General features: G+C 69.1%; 11 protein-coding genes and 1 pseudogene. 7 read left to right on the top strand and 5 right to left on the bottom strand.

The features are described 5' to 3' along the window. Positions 1–219: 219 nt before the first annotated feature. Both D3880_RS19845 and D3880_RS19840 read right to left on the bottom strand, forming a co-directional pair. Positions 220–681: a DUF2214 family protein gene (locus D3880_RS19845; RefSeq protein WP_119895138.1), complete on the bottom strand. Its 462-nt coding sequence runs from the start codon at positions 679–681 to the stop codon at positions 220–222. Between the two features lie 161 nt (positions 682–842). Then, the gene (locus D3880_RS19840; RefSeq protein ID WP_119895137.1) at positions 843–2,180 is read right to left on the bottom strand and encodes an MATE family efflux transporter; all 1,338 of its coding nucleotides are present in this window, start codon (positions 2,178–2,180) and stop codon (positions 843–845) included. A 445-nt stretch (positions 2,181–2,625) separates the two neighbouring features. Between D3880_RS19840 and D3880_RS19835 the strand changes: the two genes are divergently transcribed. Next, positions 2,626–7,530, top strand: coding sequence for an alpha-2-macroglobulin family protein (locus D3880_RS19835; RefSeq protein ID WP_119895136.1), 4,905 nt, complete (start codon positions 2,626–2,628; stop codon positions 7,528–7,530). Positions 7,531–7,722: 192 nt separating this feature from the next. Beyond that, the gene (locus D3880_RS19830) at positions 7,723–8,073 is read left to right on the top strand and encodes an endonuclease domain-containing protein (RefSeq protein ID WP_119895135.1); all 351 of its coding nucleotides are present in this window, start codon (positions 7,723–7,725) and stop codon (positions 8,071–8,073) included. Between the two features lie 231 nt (positions 8,074–8,304). Here D3880_RS19830 and D3880_RS19825 read toward each other — a convergent pair whose 3' ends face one another. Then, positions 8,305–8,598, bottom strand: coding sequence for a hypothetical protein (locus D3880_RS19825; protein WP_119895134.1), 294 nt, complete (start codon positions 8,596–8,598; stop codon positions 8,305–8,307). A 92-nt stretch (positions 8,599–8,690) separates the two neighbouring features. Here D3880_RS19825 and D3880_RS19820 point away from each other — a divergent pair, with 92 nt between their 5' ends. The 5 genes and pseudogenes from D3880_RS19820 to D3880_RS19805 all read left to right on the top strand — a co-directional run bounded on the left by D3880_RS19820 (position 8,691) and on the right by D3880_RS19805 (position 15,928). After that, positions 8,691–9,206 carry a GNAT family N-acetyltransferase gene (locus D3880_RS19820; protein ID WP_119895133.1) on the top strand — a complete coding sequence of 172 codons (516 nt, stop codon included), beginning with the start codon at positions 8,691–8,693 and terminating at the stop codon, positions 9,204–9,206. A gap of 29 nt (positions 9,207–9,235) precedes the next feature. Continuing rightward, entirely contained in the window at positions 9,236–11,563 is a 2,328-nt protein-coding gene (pbpC, locus tag D3880_RS19815; RefSeq protein ID WP_119895792.1) for a peptidoglycan glycosyltransferase PbpC, read from the top strand. A gap of 300 nt (positions 11,564–11,863) precedes the next feature. Further along, a pseudogene (locus tag D3880_RS23465) lies at positions 11,864–12,883 on the top strand (cache domain-containing protein); the annotation flags it as partial. 174 nt (positions 12,884–13,057) lie between these two features. After that, complete coding sequence (locus tag D3880_RS23460) at positions 13,058–13,795, top strand: methyl-accepting chemotaxis protein (RefSeq protein WP_420800883.1); 738 nt, start codon at positions 13,058–13,060, stop codon at positions 13,793–13,795. Between the two features lie 429 nt (positions 13,796–14,224). Next, complete coding sequence (locus D3880_RS19805) at positions 14,225–15,928, top strand: carboxylesterase/lipase family protein (RefSeq protein WP_119895131.1); 1,704 nt, start codon at positions 14,225–14,227, stop codon at positions 15,926–15,928. A gap of 92 nt (positions 15,929–16,020) precedes the next feature. Here D3880_RS19805 and D3880_RS19800 read toward each other — a convergent pair whose 3' ends face one another. After that, entirely contained in the window at positions 16,021–16,470 is a 450-nt protein-coding gene (locus D3880_RS19800; RefSeq protein WP_119895130.1) for a DMT family transporter, read from the bottom strand. Positions 16,471–16,647: 177 nt separating this feature from the next. Then, positions 16,648–17,907: a DUF1835 domain-containing protein gene (locus D3880_RS19795; RefSeq protein ID WP_119895129.1), complete on the bottom strand. Its 1,260-nt coding sequence runs from the start codon at positions 17,905–17,907 to the stop codon at positions 16,648–16,650. Positions 17,908–18,164 lie beyond the last annotated feature (257 nt).

Here is an 18,164-nt window from a genome sequence, read left to right as displayed (position 1 = left end):
CGGGCTGCGTTGCCTCTGTCCCTCTCCCACAAGTGGGAGAGGGAGGTAGCCCGTAGGATGGGTTGAGCGCAGCGATACCCATGATTGCGCTTCGATGGGTATCGCAAGCTCAACCCATCCTACGCAGCTTTGTAGGAGCGAATTTATTCGCGATGGGAGCGCGCGGAGTTGCCCATGTTCGCGGATAAATCCGCTCCTACATGTCGCTCAGCGCCGCAGCTAGCTGCCGATGACCCCATAGCCGCTGGCCATCAACACCGCCAGCAGCGGAATCAGCACCAGCAGCACCAGCTCCAGGCGGATGGTCATGATCACCCGCGTGGCCTGCGCCGGGCTGAGCTGCGGCAGCTGGCCAGCCTTGAGGTCGTTGCGCCAGTTGAGGAAGGTGGCGGTCGGCAGGATCGAGATCAGGCCGACCAGGATGAACAGGCCGACCTTGGCGTGGAACAGGCCGTTGTGCAGGTAGTAGTCCATGCCCTTGCCATACCACAGCACGCGCACGGCGCCGGTGAGCAGCACCAGGCCGGCGCTCAGGCCGTAGGCCATGTCGATGCGGACCAGGCTGCGGGCGCGCTGGACATCCGCCAGCGCCGACTTGAACAGCACGTGCTCGGTGGTCAGCAGGGCGAACAGCACGAAGATCGACAGGAAATGCAGGTAGGCGGCGATGGCTTGGCCCATGGGAACTCCTTTCAGGTCAGCACGTTGGGGTCAGTTATTGTTCTCTAGGACACGCCTGGGGTAGTCGTCATCCCCCCGCGCAGGCGGGACCGCCGGAGAACGACTTTGTGCAGAACCGTCCTGCTGCGCCTCAAACCTTAGCCGCTCCTGCGCGACAGTCGCTAGCGGAACCAGGCGTCGGCGCGGCTCAGGCGCCAGGCGAAGGCGCCGAGGCTGAGGCCGCGGATCAGCATGAAGGCCAGGAACGCCAGCCACAGGCCGTGGTTGCCCAAGCCTTGCAGCAGCCAGCCGAGCGGCAGGGCGAGCAGCACGGCGATGAGCATGGCGTCGCGCATCTCCCGCGCGCGGGTGGCACCGATAAACAGGCCGTCGAGCAGGTAGCTCCACACCGAGACCAGCGGCAGCGCGGCCAGATAGGGCAAATAGACGTAAGCGACCGCGCGCACCGCGGCGATATCGCTCTGCAACTCGACGAACAGCCGCCCGCCGAGGCCGAACAGCAGGGCGAAGGCCAGGCTGCCGAGCAGCGCCCAGAGGCCGGTGACGGTCAGCGCGCGGCGCAGCGCCAGGCGGTCGCGGGCGCCGATGGCATGCCCGCACAGCGCCTCCATGGCATGCGCCAGGCCGTCGAGGGCGTAGGCGGTGAGCAGCAGGCCGTTGAGCAGCAGGGCGTTGGCCGCCACCGTGGCATCGCCGAGGCGGGTGCCCTGCACGGTGAGCAGGAAGAACACCCCCTGCAGCGCCAGCGAGCGGATGAAGATGTCGCGGTTCACCGCCAGCAGCGGTCGCCAGCTGATCCAGCGGCGCAGCGCCGGCCAGTCGATCCGCCCCGGATGGCGACGCAGAGCGCCGCGGCTGAGCGCCAGGCCGAGCAGCGCGCCGCTCCATTCGGCCAGCACCGCCGCCCGCGCGGCGCCGACCACGCCCCAGTCGAGGCCGAGGACGAAAGTGACGCTCAGTACGGCGTTCAGCAGGTTGGTGGTCAGCAGGATGGCCAGCGGCGCGCGGGCGTTCTGCCTGCCGAGGAACCAGCCGACCAGCGCGTAGTTGGCCAGGGTCGCCGGCAGGCCGAGCAGGCGGATATGGAAGAAGCTGCGGGTCAGGCTGTCGAGCTCGGCCGAGGGGTTCATCAGCCCCAGCGCCAGGCCGCTGAGCGGTAACGCCAGGCTGCCCAGCAGCAGCGCCAGGGCCAGCGCCAGCAGCAGGCCCTGCAGGAGGATCTGCCGCAGCGCGCCGCCATCGTCCCGGCCGGCGGCCTGGGCGGCGAAGCCGGTGGTGCCCATGCGCAGGAAGCCGAGGGTGCCGACGATCAGCGTGTACAGCGTGCTGCCGACCGCCACCGCGCCGAGCTGGTGGGCGTGCGGCAGGTGGCCGACCACCGCGCTGTCGACCAGCGCCACCAGCGGCACGGACAGGTTGGAGAGGATCATCGGCAGCGCCAGCGCCCACACCTTGCGGTGGGTCGGGGCGTGCCGCCAGGCGTCGCGGATCGAGGACATGCACTACTCCCTGCAGGCGCGCCAGTGTAGCGGGGCGACTGTGACGACCATAGCGCCACGCCAATCCACCGTAGGATGGGTGGAGCGCAGCGATACCCATCGACAGCCCGGTAGGGTGGAAAACCGCGCAGCGTTTTCCACCAGCGGCGCGGTGGATGTGCACAGCGACATCCATCCTACAAGCTGATCGGTTAGCGCTTTTGTCCCCTCTCCCGTTTACGGGAGAGGGTTAGGGAGAGGGCGAGCGGCCTTTTCCCCTCTCCCCCGGCCCCTCTCCCACCAGTGGGAGAGGGGAGGAGTCCATATACGGATTGCATCCTGGCTACACCATTCCAGCCCAGCGGCCTGCACCACGCATCGCGCTAACGGGCTTTGCCAGACGGCGCCCGCCAACCCCCTCGGCTATAGTTCCCAACCTCCGCACCACCCATTCTGGGAGCCTGTCATGCCGTACAAGGGATTGTTGCTGGCCCTGGCGCTCACCCTCTTGAGCGCCTGCGATTCCTCCACCCCCGAGGCGCCGCAAGGCGCCGCGCCACCGGCCGCCGGGCAGCAGGCGGCGCGCCCGCCGGCCGACACTAAGGCCCTGGCGCAGCGCTATGCCGGCCGCGAACTGGCGGTGGTGGATGTCTCGGAAGTGCAGCTGGACGGCGCCAGCACCTTGGCGGTGACCTTCTCGGTGCCGCTCGACCCGCAGCAGAACTTCGCCGACCAGCTGCATCTGGTCGACAGCAAGAGCGGCAAGGTCGACGGCGCCTGGGAGCTGGCCGACAACCTGATGGAGCTGCGCCTGCGCCACCTCGAACCGCAGCGCAAGCTGGTGCTCACCGTCGACGCCGGGCTGCGCGCGGTGAACGATGCCAAGCTGGCCAAGGAGCACGTCAGCCGCCTGCAGACCCGCGACCTGCAGGCCACGGTCGGCTTCGCCAGCCGCGGTTCGCTGTTGCCGACCCGCCTGGCCGAAGGGCTGCCGGTGATCGCCCTGAACGTCGACAAGGTCAACGTCGAGTTCTTCCGCATCAAACCGGAGTCGCTGCCGGCCTTCCTCGCCAAGTGGGGGCGCAGCAGCAACCTAGACACCTGGGAGGCGCGCCAGCTCCTGCCCATGGCCGAGCTGGTGTACGGCGGGCGTTTCGACCTCAAGCCGGCGCGCAACACCCGCGAAACCCTGCTGCTGCCGATCGCCGGACTGGAGCCGTTCAAGCAGCCGGGGGTGTACCTGGCGGTGCTGCGCGAGGCCGGCAGCTACAGCTATTCGCAGCCGGCGACGCTATTCACCCTGAGCGACATCGGCCTGTCGGCGCACCGCTACCGCGACCGCCTCGACGTGTTCACCCAGGCCCTGGAGGGCGGCAAGGCGCAGGCCGGCATCGACCTCGAACTGCTCGACGGCGACGGCCGCAGCCTCGCCAGCGGCAAGACCGACGGCGCCGGCCACGCCGAACTGACGCTGCCGGCCAAGGCCGAAGTGCTGCTCGCCCGCCAGGGCGCGCAGACCAGCCTGTTGCGCCTGAATAGCGCGGCGCTGGACCTGGCCGAATTCGACATCGCCGGGCCGCAGGCGCACCCGCTGCAATTCTTCGTGTTCGGCCCGCGCGATCTGTATCGCCCCGGCGAGACCGTGCTGCTCAACGCCCTGCTGCGCGACGCCGACGGCCGCGCGGTCAAGGCCCAGCCGGTGAGTGTCGAAGTGCGCCGGCCGGACGAGCAGGTCAGCCGCAAGTTCGTCTGGGAAGCCGGTGCCAACGGCCTCTACCAGTACCAGCTGGAATTGGCCGGCGAGGCGCCGACCGGGCGCTGGCAACTGCTGTTCGACCTCGGCGACGGCAAGCCGCAGCTGTACGAATTCCTCGTCGAAGACTTCCTGCCCGAGCGCCTGGCCCTGGAGCTGAAGGGCCGCGATAAGCCCTTCGCCCCGGCCGACGACCCGCAGTTCGGCGTCAACGGTCGCTATCTCTACGGCGCGCCGGCGTCCGGCAACCGCCTCAGCGGCCAGGTCTATGTGCGCCCGCTACGTGACGCGGTGGCGAGCCTGCCGGGCTACCAATTCGGCTCGGTGACCGAAGAGGAGCTGAGCCAGAACTTCGACCTCGACGAAACCAGCCTCGACGCCGAGGGCAACGCCACCCTGGCCATCAAGAGTCGCTGGGCCGAGGCCAAGTCGCCGCTCAAGCTGATCCTCCAGGCCAGCCTGCAGGAGTCCGGCGGCCGCCCGATCACCCGGCGCATCGTCCAGCCGGTGTGGCCGGCCGCGCGCCTGCCGGGCGTGCGCGGGCTGTTCGACGGCGACAGCGTGGACGCCGACGGCCTGGCCGAGTTCGAACTGCTGGTCGCCGACCCCGAGGGCCACAAGCTCGCCGCCGACGGCCTCAAGGTGCGCCTGGTGCGCGAGCGCCGCGACTACTACTGGAACTTCTCGGACAGCGACGGCTGGAGTTACCACTACAACGAGAAGTTCCTCCAGCTCAGCGAAGAGACTGTGGCGGTGAAGGAGGGCGGCACCGCCAAGATCGGTTTCCCGGTCGAGTGGGGCCCGTACCGGGTCGAGGTCGAAGACCCGCAGACCGGTCTGGTCAGCAGCCTGCGTTTCTGGGCCGGCTACCGCTGGCAGGACAACGCCGAAGGCGGCGCGGTGCGCCCCGATCAGGTCAAGCTGGCGCTGGACCAGCCGGCCTACGGCGCCGGCGCCACGGCCAAGGTCAGGGTCACGCCGCCGGCCGCCGGCAGCGGCTACCTGCTGGTCGAGTCCAGCGACGGTCCGCTGTGGTGGCAGGCCATCGAGGTGCCGGCGGCGGGCAAGAGCTTCGGCATTCCGATCGCCAAGGATTGGGCGCGCCACGACCTGTACGTCAGCGCCCTGGTGATCCGCCCCGGCGAGCGCAAGGCCAACGTCACGCCCAAGCGCGCGGTCGGCCTGTTGCATCTGCCGTTGCAGCGCGGCGAACGCAAGCTGGCGCTGAGCCTGCAGGCGGCGGAGAAGATGCGCCCCAAGCAGCCGCTGAAGGTGCGCGTGCAGGCCAACAATGCCGACGGCACGCCGGCCCAGCAGGTGCAGGTGCTGGTCGCCGCGGTCGACGTCGGCATCCTCAACATCACTGAGTACCAGACGCCCGATCCGTTCGCCAGCCTGTTCGGCCGCAAGGCCTACGGCGCCGACCAGTTCGACGTCTACGGCCAGCTGATCGAGGCCGGGCAGGGGCGTCTCGCCAGCCTGGCGTTCGGCGGCGACGCGGCGCTGGCGGGCGGCGGCAAGCGTCCGGAGACCAGCGTCACCATAGTCGCGCTGCAGAGCCAGGCGTTGAGTCTGGACGCGCAAGGCGAGGGCGAAGTCAGCCTCGACATCCCCGAGTTCAACGGCGAACTGCGCCTGATGGCACAGGCCTGGAGCGACGAGCGCTACGGCGTGGCCGAGGCCAAGACCCTGGTCGCCGCGCCGCTGATCGCCGAGCTGTCGACCCCACGCTTCCTCGCCGGCGGCGACGAAACCAGTTTGGCCCTGGACCTGCGCAACCTCACCGAGCAGACCCAGCGGCTCGACGTGCAGCTGAGTAGCGAGGGCCAACTCGATCTGAGCCAGAGCAACGGCGGGCAAAGCGTGCCGCTGCAACTGAGCAAGGGCCAGCGCACCACCCTGCGCATCCCGGTGCGCGCGCTCGGCGGCTACGGCCAGGGCAAGCTCAAGGTCCTGGTCCAGGGCCTCGAACTGCCCGGCGAGAGCCTGCCGGCCTACAGCCGCGAATGGACCCTGGGCATCCGCCCGGCCTATCCGGCGCTAGTGAAGAGCTTCCGCGCGGTGCTCAAGGAGCAGCCCTGGAGCCTGCCGGTCGGCACCCTCGAGGCCTTCGAGCCGGCCGGGCGCGAGGCGTTGCTGCAACTGTCCAGCCGTCCGCCGCTGAACCTCGCCGAGCAGATCCGCGCGCTCGAGGCCTATCCCTACGGCTGCGCCGAGCAGACCACCAGCGGCCTGTATCCGGCGCTGTACGCCGATGCCGCCAGCCTGCAGCGCCTCGGCCTGAAGGGCGAGGCGGACGAGGTGCGGCGGCGCAAGATCGAGTTGGGCATCGAACGCCTGCTCGGCATGCAGCGCTACAACGGCGGCTTCGCCCTGTGGAGCGCCGACGGCGAGGAGGAGTACTGGTTGACCGCCTACGTCACCGACTTCCTCCTGCGCGCCCGCGAGCAGGGCTTCGGCGTGCCGGCCGTAGCGCTGCAGAAGGCCAGCGCGCGGCTGCTGCGCTACCTGCAGGAGCGCAACCTGATCGAGGTCGCCTACAGCGACAGCGCCGCGCACAGCCGCTTCGCCGTGCAGGCCTATGCCGGCTACGTCCTGGCGCGCAGCCAGCAGGCGCCGCTCGGCGCCCTGCGCAGCCTGTACGAGCGGCGCAGCGACGCGCGCTCCGGCCTGCCGCTGGTGCAGCTGGCGGTGGCGCTCAAGCTGATGGGCGACCAGCCGCGCGCCGACGATGCCCTGGCCGCCGGCCTCGCCCACGGGCGCGACGGCGACGCCTGGCTGGCCGACTACGGCAGCGCGCTGCGCGACCAGGCGCTGATCCTCGCCCTGCTGGAGGAACACGACCTGGCCGCCGGCAGTCGCGAGGAGCGCCTGTTCGGCCTGGCCGACGAACTGGCCGGCCAGCAGTACCTCTCGACCCAGGAGCGCAACGCGCTGTTCCTCGCCGGCCGCGGCCTGCTCGGCCAGCCCGAGCGCGACTGGCAGGCCGAGCTGTGGGTGGCCGGGCAGAGCCGCGCGCTGAGCAACGCCGCGCCGGCGCTGAAGCTGGAGGGTGCGGCCCTGGCCGAGCCGCTGAGCCTGCGCAATCTCGGCACTGAGGCGCTGTACCAGCGCCTGAGCATCTCCGGCTACCCGAGCAGCCCGCCGCCGGCCAGCGGCGACAACCTCAAGATCCACCGCGACTACCTGGGCATGAACGGTGAGCCGCTGGATCTCGAGGCGCTGCCGAGCGGCGAACTGGTGCTGGTGCACCTGGCGATCGAGAGCCAGCAGCGGGTGCCCGACGCGCTGGTGGTCGACCTGCTGCCGGCCGGGCTGGAGCTGGAAAACCAGAACCTGGCCAGCAGCACCGCCAGCCTGGCGGACGCCAGCGGCGCGCTGAAGGACTGGCTGAAGTCGATGCAGAACGCTTCGCTCAAGCACCAGGAATTCCGCGGCGACCGCTACGTCGCCGCCCTGGATGTCGGCGGCTACGGCACCACCCATCTGCTCTACCTGGCCCGCGCGGTGACCCCGGGGACTTACCGCGTGCCGCCGCCGCAGGTGGAGTCCATGTACCGGCCGAACTGGCAGGCGCTCGGCGAGACGCCGGCGCGCTTGGTGGTGAAGGGGCGGTAAAGCCAAAGCCCCCTCTCCCCCGGCCCCTCGACTTTGGCTTCCTGCGTCGCCCTATCTCCTGCATCCATGCAGTCGTCTCCCGTGAACGGGAGAGGGGTGACTTTCACCTGATGGTGAGTACTGCACGGACAGCTCCCTCTCACATTTATGGGAGAGGGTTGGGGAGAGGGCAATCGGGCAAGGAGGCCCCATATGACTCCGCGAGACAACGCCAAACGCCTGCGCACTGAAATGACCGAGGCGGAAATGCGCCTCTGGTATTACCTGCGCGGCCATCGTTTCCTCGGGTTGAAATTCAAACGGCAGAAACCAATCGGCCCCTACATAGTCGACTTCATTTGCCTGGAACAGTTCTTGATCATCGAGCTGGATGGCGGCCAGCATCAGCAGCAGGCAGAGCAAGATCGCATCAGGGATCGCTATTTCCAGCAGAGGGGCTATCGCGTGCTGCGCTTCTGGAATCATGAGGTCTTGGCGCAAACGGATGCGGTTCTGGAGGCGATCCGTCTGGCCATCGGCCCTCTCCCCAACCCTCTCCCGTAAACGGGAGAGGGGGCTGTCCGTGCATTTCGGAAACATCAACGCGCGTCCAAGCTCCTCCGATGAATAGGCGAGGGGGCTGCCCGCGGGGTAGGCGAATTGGTCAGTGCCGGCCGACACCGAAGGTCGGTCGATAGTCACCCCTCGCCCGTTTACGGGAGACGACTGCATGGATGCAGGAGATAGGGCGACGCAGGAAGCCAAAGTCGAGGGGCCGGGGGAGAGGGCAGCGCTTCAGGCAATCAACAGGCTCAACAACCACAAGGCCACCAGCAGCAGGATGAGCCCCCAGATCAGCGCGCCACGCAGGAAGGCGCGAATGGCGCTGAACAGCAACAGCAGGCCGAGGATCAGCGCGGCGATGCCAAGCCAGCTCGGGTCCATGCCCAGCGAGCGCGACAGGCCGTCCATGAAGTTGGCGCCGGCGCGGCCGAGCAGGGCGAAGAAGCCGCCGAGGGCTTCGACGATGAAGCGGATGATGGCGCCGAGCGTCTCGCCGAGCCATTCGAAAAAGCTTTCTACGCGCATCCTATCTGTCCTTACACTCATGCCGGGGGCCTGTCTCACTTGGGCCCTGCGCGCCTGTCGCGAGTTCCCTGACCGTTCCGCTGGAGTTCTTCATGTCCTGGCAGCCTATATCCTGGCAACACCGCCCGGCCACCCGTGCCGACCTGCCGCGCATCGTCGCGATCTACAACTCGACCGTCGCCTCGCGCCAGGTCACCGCCGACCTCGAACCGGTCAGCGTGGACAGCCGCGAGCACTGGTTCGCCGAACACCAGGGCGAGCGGCCGCTGTGGGTGGTCGAGCAGGGCGGGCAGATCGCCGGCTGGCTGAGCTTTTCCAACTTCTACGGGCGCCCGGCCTATGCGCGCACGGCGGAGGTGAGCATCTATCTGGATGAAGCCTGGCGCGGCCAGGGGCTCGGCCGCTATCTGCTGGAGCAGGCCATCGCCGCCGCGCCGGGGCTGCAGCTGGATACCCTGCTGGGCTTCATCTTCGGCCACAACCAGCCGAGTCTGGCGCTGTTCGAACGCTTCGGCTTCGCCCGCTGGGGCCAGCTGCCGCGGGTGGCGGTGCTGGATGGGGTCGAGCGCGATCTACTGATCCTCGGCCTGCGCATCACTGAGGACTAGGGCACTTGGCTGAGCGCGTTGGCAAGCGTCTGCGCCGGCTGATCCGCCGGCCCTGGCTGCTCGCGCCGCTGTTGCTGGTGGCCTTGTCGTGGGGCGCCGACCGCCTGTTGCCGCTGCCGTTGCCCGGCGACGACCTGGCTCGTGTGGTGCTGGCCGAGGACGGCACGCCGCTGTGGCGTTTCGCCGACCACGACGGCGTGTGGCGTTACCCGGTCGCCGTCAGCGAGGTGTCGCCCTATTACCTCGACGCGCTGCTGACCTACGAGGACCGCTGGTTCTACCGCCATCCCGGGGTCAATCCGCTGGCCCTGGCGCGCGCCGCCTGGCAGAACCTGAGCGGCGGGCGCGTGCTGTCCGGCGGCAGCACCCTGTCGATGCAGGTCGCGCGCCTGCTCGACCCACACCAGCGCAGCCTGGGCGGCAAGCTCAAGCAGCTGTGGCGCACCGCGCAGCTGGAATGGCATTTGTCGAAGGACGAGATCCTCGCCCTCTACCTCAACCGCGCGCCGTTCGGCGGCACCCTGCAGGGCGTGGCGGCGGCCAGCTGGGCCTACCTCGGCAAGCCGCCGAGCCAGCTGACCCGCAGCGAGGCGGCGCTGCTCGCGGTGCTGCCGCAGGCGCCCAGCCGCCTGCGCCCGGACCGCCATCCCGAACGCGCCCAGGCGGCGCGCGACAAGGTGCTCAGGCGCCTGGCCGAGTTCCGGGTGTGGCCGCAATCGGCTGTCGACGAAGCGCTGGAGGAGCCGGTGTTGCTCGCCCCGCGCCAGGAACCCAATCTGGCGCCTCTGCTGGCGCGGCGCCTGAACCGGCCGGGTAGTCCGCCACTGATCCGCACCACAATTGACGCCGCCTTGCAGCGCCGCCTGGAAGACCTGCTGCTCGGCTGGCGCGCGCGCCTGCCGGAGCACAGCTCGGCGGCGATTCTGGTGGTCGAGGCGCAGAGCATGGCGGTGCGCGCCTATCTCGGTTCGCTGGATATCGGCGATGCGCGGCGCTTCGGCCACGTCGACATGATCCAGGCGCTGCGCTCGCCCGGCTCGACGCTCAAGCCCTTCCTCTACGGCTTGGCGCTGGATGCCGGGTTGATCCACTCCGAGTCGCTGCTGCAGGACGTGCCGCGCCTGTATGGCGACTACCGCCCGGGCAATTTCTCCAGCGGCTTCAGCGGCCCGGTTTCGGCCAGCGAGGCGCTGGCCACTTCGCTCAACCTGCCGGCCGTGCAGCTGCTGGAGGCCTACGGGCCGAAGCGCTTCGCCGGCGAGTTGCGCAATGCCGGGCTGCCGCTGGCCCTGCCGGCGCTGGCCGAGCCCAACCTGGCGCTGATCCTCGGCGGCGCCGGCAGCCGCCTGGAGGATCTGCTCGGCGGCTACAGCGCCTTCGCCCGTGGCGGCCTGGCCGCGCGCCCGCGCCTGCAACCGCAGGACGCGCTGCACGAGCGGCGCCTGCTGTCGCCCGGCGCGGCCTGGATAGTGCGGCGCATCCTCAGCGGCCAGGCGCGCCCGGACCGCGACCCGCGTGCGCAGCTGGTGCAGCGCCCGAGCCTGGCCTGGAAGACCGGCACCAGCTACGGCTTTCGCGATGCCTGGGCGCTGGGCGTCGGCCCGCGCTACCTGATCGGCGTGTGGCTCGGCCGCCCGGACGGCACCCCGGTGCCCGGCCAGTTCGGCCTGGCTTCGGCGGCGCCGCTGCTGCTGCAGGTGCACGATCTGCTGGTCAACCGCGACAGCCAGCGCGGCATCGCCCCGCCGGTCGAGGCGGTGCCGGCCAGCGTCGGCGTGGCGGCGATCTGCTGGCCGCTGGGCCAGCCGCTGGCCAAGGACGATCCGAACTGTCGGCGCCAGCGCTTCGCCTGGACCCTCGACGCCACCACGCCGCCGACCCTGGCGGGCGAGGCGCAGCCGCTCGGCCTCGGCCTGCGCCAGACGGTCTGGCTCAGCCCGCAGGGCCGGTTGGCGGAGGCCGGTTGCGCCGGCGCCACGGCACATGAGCTGGCGTTCTGGCCGGCGCCGCTGGAGCCCTGGCTGCCGCGCCGCGAACGCCGCAGCGTGCGGCTGCCGGCCCTCGACCCGCAGTGCCCGGCGCGCCTCGGCCCGGCGCCGACGCCGCTGGCGATCGTCGGCGTGCGCGCCGGCGATCAGCTGCGTCGACCGGCCTCCAGCGCCGAGCCCTTGCGTCTGCAATTGTCAGCCCTGGGGGGCAGCGGTCGGCGCTGGTGGTTCCTGAACGGCGCGCCGGTGGCCGAAAGCCTGAGCCAGGCCGCATTCCAGCAGGTCCTGGGGCGCAGCGGTCGCTATCAGCTCAGCGTGATCGATGCCGCCGGGCAGACCGCGCGGGTCGAGTTCAGCGTGTCGGACTGAGAGCCTGTTTACGATCTGCTGCGCGTCGGACATACGGCGTTAAAAATGGCCTCGGGATGCTCATTTACAGCTCGTAAACTCCCCTCCCTCGGCCATTTTTGCCTTGTCTGGCTCTAGCTCGCGAGATCGTAAACAGGCTCTGAGGCGTGGCTGGTACGGTTGTACCTATTTGCCTGGATTTTTGTATACAAAGCTAAAGTTTCGCGCGCCGACGGTCGATATTCCCCTGTGTCACACAACCTTCATCTGTACGCGGCCGGGTCTTCCACTCTGCCGCGCCGCACTCCAGGACCGCCGCTCATGCGCCTCTGGCAACGCAGTATTCAATGGCAACTGACCCTCAGCATGGGCGCCGCCCTGCTGCTCAGCATTCTCATCGTCATCGGCGTCTACGCCTGGGTGGTCAACCGCCTGGCCGAGCGGGCGCTGGTGGACAACGCCCTGCCGGCCAGCGTCACGGCGATCGGCAACGACCTCGAACGGATTCTCGCCGCGCCGGTCACCGCCAACGCCGGCATCGCCGAAAACAGCCTGGTGCAGGAGTGGCTGGCCGGCGGCGAAGATCCGGTGCGCCGCGATGAGTTCGCCCGCTACCTGGAGGGGGTGCGCGTCCAGCAGAACGCGCTGACTACCTCCATCGCCGTCCTGGCCAGCGGTCACTACATCACCGCCAAGGGCCTGGCGCGCACCATCGACCGCAGCCAGCCGGAGAACCAGTGGTTCTACCGCTTGGTCGATGGCAGCCGTGACCGGGTGCTGGAGATCGACATCGACAAGACCACTCGTCGGCCGACGCTGTTCATCAATCAGCGTATCCGGCAGGGCGGCAAGACCCTTGGTGTATCCGGCCTCGGCTACGACCTGGCGGCGATGTCGAAGATGATCAGCGACTTCCGTTTCGGCGAGCGTGGCCAGGTGTACCTGATCGACGCCCAGGGCGCGGTCAAGGTACACCCGGACTCCGCGCTGAGCGGCGCCGCCAGGCTGGCCGACCTGACGGGCACCGAAGCTGCCGCCGGGCTGCTCGCCGGCGGCGGCAAGGCGGTGCGCTTCGCCCGCGCTGGCGAGGCCTACCTGGCGCTGGCCAGGCCCTTGCCCAGCCTCGGCTGGCTGCTGGTCAGCGAGGTGCCGGAGGCGGAAATCTACGCCGAGGCGCACCAGGCGCTGCTCAGCAGCGGCCTGATCGGCCTGCTGGTGGCGCTGCTGGTGCTGGCCCTGGTGGCCTGGCTGGCGCGCGGCCTGGTGCGGCCGCTGCGCCAGGTCACCGCGGCGCTGGTGGAGATCGGTGGCGGCGGCGGTGATCTGACCCGTCGCCTGGACGAGTCGCGGGCCGACGAACTGGGCGATCTGGCCCGCGGCTTCAACCGCTTCCTGGAAAGCCAGCGCAGCCTGATCGGCGCGGTGCTGGCCACCAGCGAGCGTCTGCGCGGCGCGGTGAGCCAGGTGGCGCAGGTGGTGGAAAACACCGCCGGGCGTGCCGGCCAGCAGCGCGAGATGACCGATATGGTCGCCACCGCGGTGCACGAGATGGGCCTCACTGTGCAGGAGATCGCGCGCAACGCCAGCAGCGCCGCGCAGGTGTCGCACAGCGCCCGCGAGGAGGCCCTGGGCGCGCGGCAGGTGGTCGGCACTTCGATCCGCCATATCGAGACCATGTCCGGCGAGATCGGCGTTGCGGCGACGGCGGTCGACGCGCTGGCGCAGGAAGTCGCCTCGATCGATCAGGTGCTGGCGGTGATTCGTGGGATCGCCGAGCAGACCAACCTGCTCGCCCTCAATGCCGCCATCGAGGCGGCGCGGGCCGGCGAGCAGGGGCGTGGTTTCGCCGTGGTCGCCGACGAGGTGCGCACCCTGGCCAGCCGCACCCAGGCGTCCACCGGCGAGATTCAGCAGATGATCCAGCGCCTCAAGGCGGGTGCGCAAACCGCGGTCGCCTCCATGCACGCCGGGCAGGCGGCCACCGGCACCGGGGTCGAGGCCAGCCAGCGCACCGGCCAGTCGCTCGCCGCCATCGGCGCTCAGGTCGAGCGCATCAGCGACATGAACACCCAAGTGGCGGCGGCGACCGAGGAGCAGTCGGCGGTGACCGAGGAGATCAACCGCAACGTGCAGGGCATCGCCGATCTGGCCCACGCCACCTCCGCCGAAGTCGAGCTGTGCCGCGAGGATTGCCAGAGCCTGCGCCGGCTGGCCGACGACCTGGCGCGGCAGATGGGCAGTTTCCGTTTGTAACGCCTTTACCCTGCTGCTCGCCCGTGCGTGCGGAACAGCTGCCGCCGCTCGCGGCTGGAGGCGCCTGGAGCGGTGATTCGCGGCGCGCATGTCGCCGTCCGTCGGAATCTGCCTGCGCCATGGCGCGCGAGACCGAGAACGGCTGCGCATTTTGCGGGCTGCCCAAGACATAGCCTGAAAGTGGTATTTCGGTGCGTTTTGTGACCGATAAGTCGGATTATGGTCGCTATCGTGCGGGCCCGTGGCCTAGCTGGTCAATCCGGCGGCGGGGCACGAATACCCCCTCGGGGGCATCGACGCGCCGCTCCGGCTTGAATGTACTGGCGCCCCGCGATTGGGAGTCCGCTGTCCCCTGCCGTTGCATCGCGGTTCCGCTACCGGGCCACTGAGGCCGGCCGCCGCAGAGAATAAACATAAGGGTGACACGTCATGCAGAAACTCCTTGGAACCAATCTCCCCCGCTGGCTGTGCGCCGGTCTGGCGGGGCTTTCGCTATCCGCCGCCATGGCCGGAGCCGTGCAGGCCGGCCCACAGGTACAGACTGCCGATGGCTGGGTGGAAGGTGCACTGGTCAACGACACCCGCTTGTTCATCAACATCCCCTACGCCCAGCCGCCCGTCGGTGCGCTGCGCTGGAAAGCGCCGCAGCCGGCCGGCCCCTGGAGTGGCGTGCTGCCGGCGGTTGGCACGGACAAGGTGTGTGCCCAGGGTGGCTCGGATATTTCCCAGGACATGGGGGAAGAGGACTGCCTGGTGGTGCGCGTGACCACCCCGCCCAACGCCACGGCGGCATCCAACCTGCCGGTTCTGGTGTGGATTCATGGCGGCGCCTTCATGGAAGGCTCGGCGCGCCACTACGATGCGACGCAACTGGCCAAGCAGAGCGTCGTGGTGGTTTCCGTCAACTACCGGCTGGGTGCCTTCGGCTTCCTGGCTCTCGAGGCCTTGCGTAACGAGTCTGCCGATCACTCGGTGGGCAACTATGGCCTGCAGGACCAGGTGCAGGCCTTGCGCTGGGTGCAGAAGAACGCCAAGGCGTTTGGTGGCAATCCGGGCAATGTCACCATCGCGGGCCAGTCGGCGGGCGCCATGAGCGTTCTGATGCATCTGACCAACCCGCAGACCAGCGGGCTGTATCAGCGCGCCATCGCCGAGAGCCCGATCTTCATGGGCGAGGGCGGGGTGGTTCCATCGCTCACCACGGCCATCGACAAGGGCAACCGCTTCGCCGCCAACCTCGGCTGTACCGCCGGCGCCGGGCAACAGCTGGACTGCCTGCGTGGCAAGCCCGCCAGCCAGGTGCAGGCCGCCAGCCGCATGGCCTGGAGCGCCCTGTCGCTAAGCACCAGCACGATGCTGCCGTTCGCGCCAGTGGTCGATGGGGTGGTGCTGCCCGATTACCCGGCTGCCAATCTGATGAAGGGCAATTTCCAGCGGGTACCGGTCATCATCGGCACCAACCAGGCCGAAGCCAAGCCGATGTTCGCGGTGGCCCAGTTCGTGACCGGGCACCGGATGACCAGCGACGAGTACAACCAGGTGCTGCAAAACATGGCGCCGAGCGTTACCTGGGTCGCGCTCCGCGCCCTCTACCCGGTCATTGCCTATGGCACCCCGGCAGGAGCGGGCAGCGCGCTGCTGAGCGACTCGACGTTCTCCTGCCCGGCCAACACGTTGCGCAAGAGCATGTACCGGCGCACCACCGTCTACGGCTACGAGTTCGCCGATCCGAACTCGCCGTCCGGCATGGGCGCCGATCTGCTCGGCCCGGCGGGCACTCCGGACGTGCTGGGCTCCGGCCACACCGACGAGCTGCCGTTCCTGTTCAACCGCCACACGGCACTTGGCACCAGCGTTACCTTGAATGCCGCGCAGCAGGCGATGTCCGGGCAGATGGTTCGCTACTGGACCAACTTCATCAAGAGCGGCAACCCCAACGGCAGCGGCCTGCCGAGCTGGAAACCGTTCGATGCCAACGGCAACTGGCTGGGCCTCGAGCGTCAGGGCCTGATGAAGCTCCGCCCGGGTGATGTCGGGATGACCTACGACAGCCTTGTCGTGAAGGACTTCAACGACGATCACCACTGCGACTACTGGGATACCGTCACGCCGTTCGTACCGGTGGTGATGTAACGCCACTGACAGCCCGGCTACAGGCGCTTGCCCGTAGCCGGGCTCTGGCTGTCGCTGCGGCGTGTCGCCGCCACGTTCACTCTCCGCGTTCGTCAGCCGCGACGAATCAGCCAGATCCCCACGCCGATCGCCAGTACGCCGAGCAGCTTGCCGGCGCTGATCGGTGCCTCGCGAAACCCTGCCCAGCCGAAATGATCCAGCGTCAGCGCCATGCCCAGCTGGCCGGCGATCACCAGCGCCATGAACAGCAGCGCGCCGACCCGCGGCCCGGCGAAGGCGGCGGTGACGATGAAGAACACGCCGAGAAAGCCGCCGCACCATTGCCACCAGCTCACCCCGCGCAGCAGGCCGAAGCTCGGCGCCTCCCGTTGCACCAGCACCACCAGCAACAGGGCCAGGCTGCCGACGGTGAAGGAAATCAGCCCGGCGGCCAGCACGCTGGACACATGCTTGGCCAGCTGGCCATTGATCCCGGCCTGCAAGGGCAGGCAGGCGCCGGCGACGAGGGGCAGGGCGAGCAGCCACCAGACAGGGGCGGGCATGGGGCAATCTCCAGGCAGAAAAAGGCGGCCAGTATGCCGGCAAAAGGTCGCGTTCTTGTATACAGATGACTTGGCGATCAGCTCCGCTTCGTAGGGTGGAAAACCGCGCAGTGTTTGCCACCCAAAGCCGGTGGCTGGGAAAAGCGACAGCCAGCCTAGGATTCGCGCACGCTACGGTCAGGCGCGCCACACCGGCTGCAAGCCGTCATCCAGCGCCCAGTGCGGTTGCCCGGCGCGCAGGCGCAGGCCGCCGACCCAGCGTTCGGGCGCCGCGCAATCCAGCCAGTAGCGTTCGCCGGCCAGCACCTGGCGGCCCAGTTCGGTGAGCCGTAGCGGCCGTTGCGGCCAGAGCAGTTCAGGCTGTTCCTCGTAGAGCAGCGGCGTCTCGGCATCGATCAGCGGGCGCAGCAGGGCGTGGAACATCAGGTCGCCGAGGTAGGGCAGCGGTTCGTGACGACCCATCAGGTGGGCGAACACCTGGCCGAAGGTCGGCGCGCCCAGTTCGTGGACGATCTGCAGGCTCAGGCGTTCGCTCAGCGACAGACCGTCGCGGCTGCCCGGCAACTCCTGCAATTGCCGGCGCAGGGCCGGGCCGAACAGCGGCAAAGCGGGCGTCGGGCTATGGGCAAGGCTCGCCCAGGCGCGCGGGTCGGCGCTGCTGTAGGCGCTCCAGGCGCGGCGGGCCAGTTCCAGCGCGTCCTCGCCGAGCACGCGGCGCTGCGGCCACAGCCAGGCGAGCAGGTCAGGGGCCAGCTGGCCGATGCCGATGAAGCGCTCGACCCCCGGCACCCGGTCGATCTCAATCAATTCCAGGCGCGCCGGCGGCGGCTGCAGCCCGGCCAGCACGCGGATCAGGAACAGCTGGTCATAGGCATCCGCCTCGCACCACAACACCACGCGCGGGTAGTCGGCGAGGCGTCCGAGCAGGGCGTATTCGCGCTGCGAGCCGGCCAGCACCTCGGCGGCATCCAGATCGAACGCCGCGGCGACGAACTCGGCACGCACGGCCAAATAGTCCGCCAGCGGCAGGTCCGGCACCGGGCCCATCACCAGCGGGTCGATGAAGCTCTGGAACTCGCCCTGGAAGCCGGCCAGCTGCAGGGTATGGCTGATGTCGTTGCCACAGCGCAGGTGCAGGGTGCTGGCCTCATCGTCGGCGCTGAACGTCGGGTGGCGGGCAGCGAAGGCGATGGCGTCGAGATGGGCCTTGAGCCGGGGCCAACTGACGAAGCCCAGTTCGCGGGCGATCAGCCATTGCGCATCGGCCAACTGCACAGTCATTGCGGTGCAGCTGGCGCCCTGCGCGCGCATGGCGCGCCAGGCGTCCGGATCATTCTGCTTGAGGCGGCGCAGCAGCTCCTTGGCGCGCTTGCGCTGCTGTTCGAGGTTGATGCGGCCATCGCGGCTGGGCGTGGCGAAACGGCTAGTAGCGGACATACGAACTCCTTGCAGGCCTTGTCCGCGAGAGCCTGTTCAAGATCGTCGCGAGCGCAGGTCAGGCAAGGCGAAAACAGGCGAGGACGCGGAGTTTACGAGTTGTAAATGAGCAGTCCGAGCCTGTTTTCAACGCAGCATGACCAAGCGCAGCAGATATTGGACGGGCTCTCAGGCCGGGAGTCGTATGACGAAATCGGCGTCATCCAGCCTGGGCGCAGCCCTTTCCGCGGACGGGGCGCGCGGCGAGCGCCGGGACC

Origin of the sequence: Pseudomonas cavernae (genome assembly GCF_003595175.1) — a bacterium.
Classification (GTDB): domain Bacteria; phylum Pseudomonadota; class Gammaproteobacteria; order Pseudomonadales; family Pseudomonadaceae; genus Aquipseudomonas; species Aquipseudomonas cavernae.
Note: the sequence above shows the minus strand (reverse complement) of the source record. Positions and strands in the feature narration are given on the sequence as shown.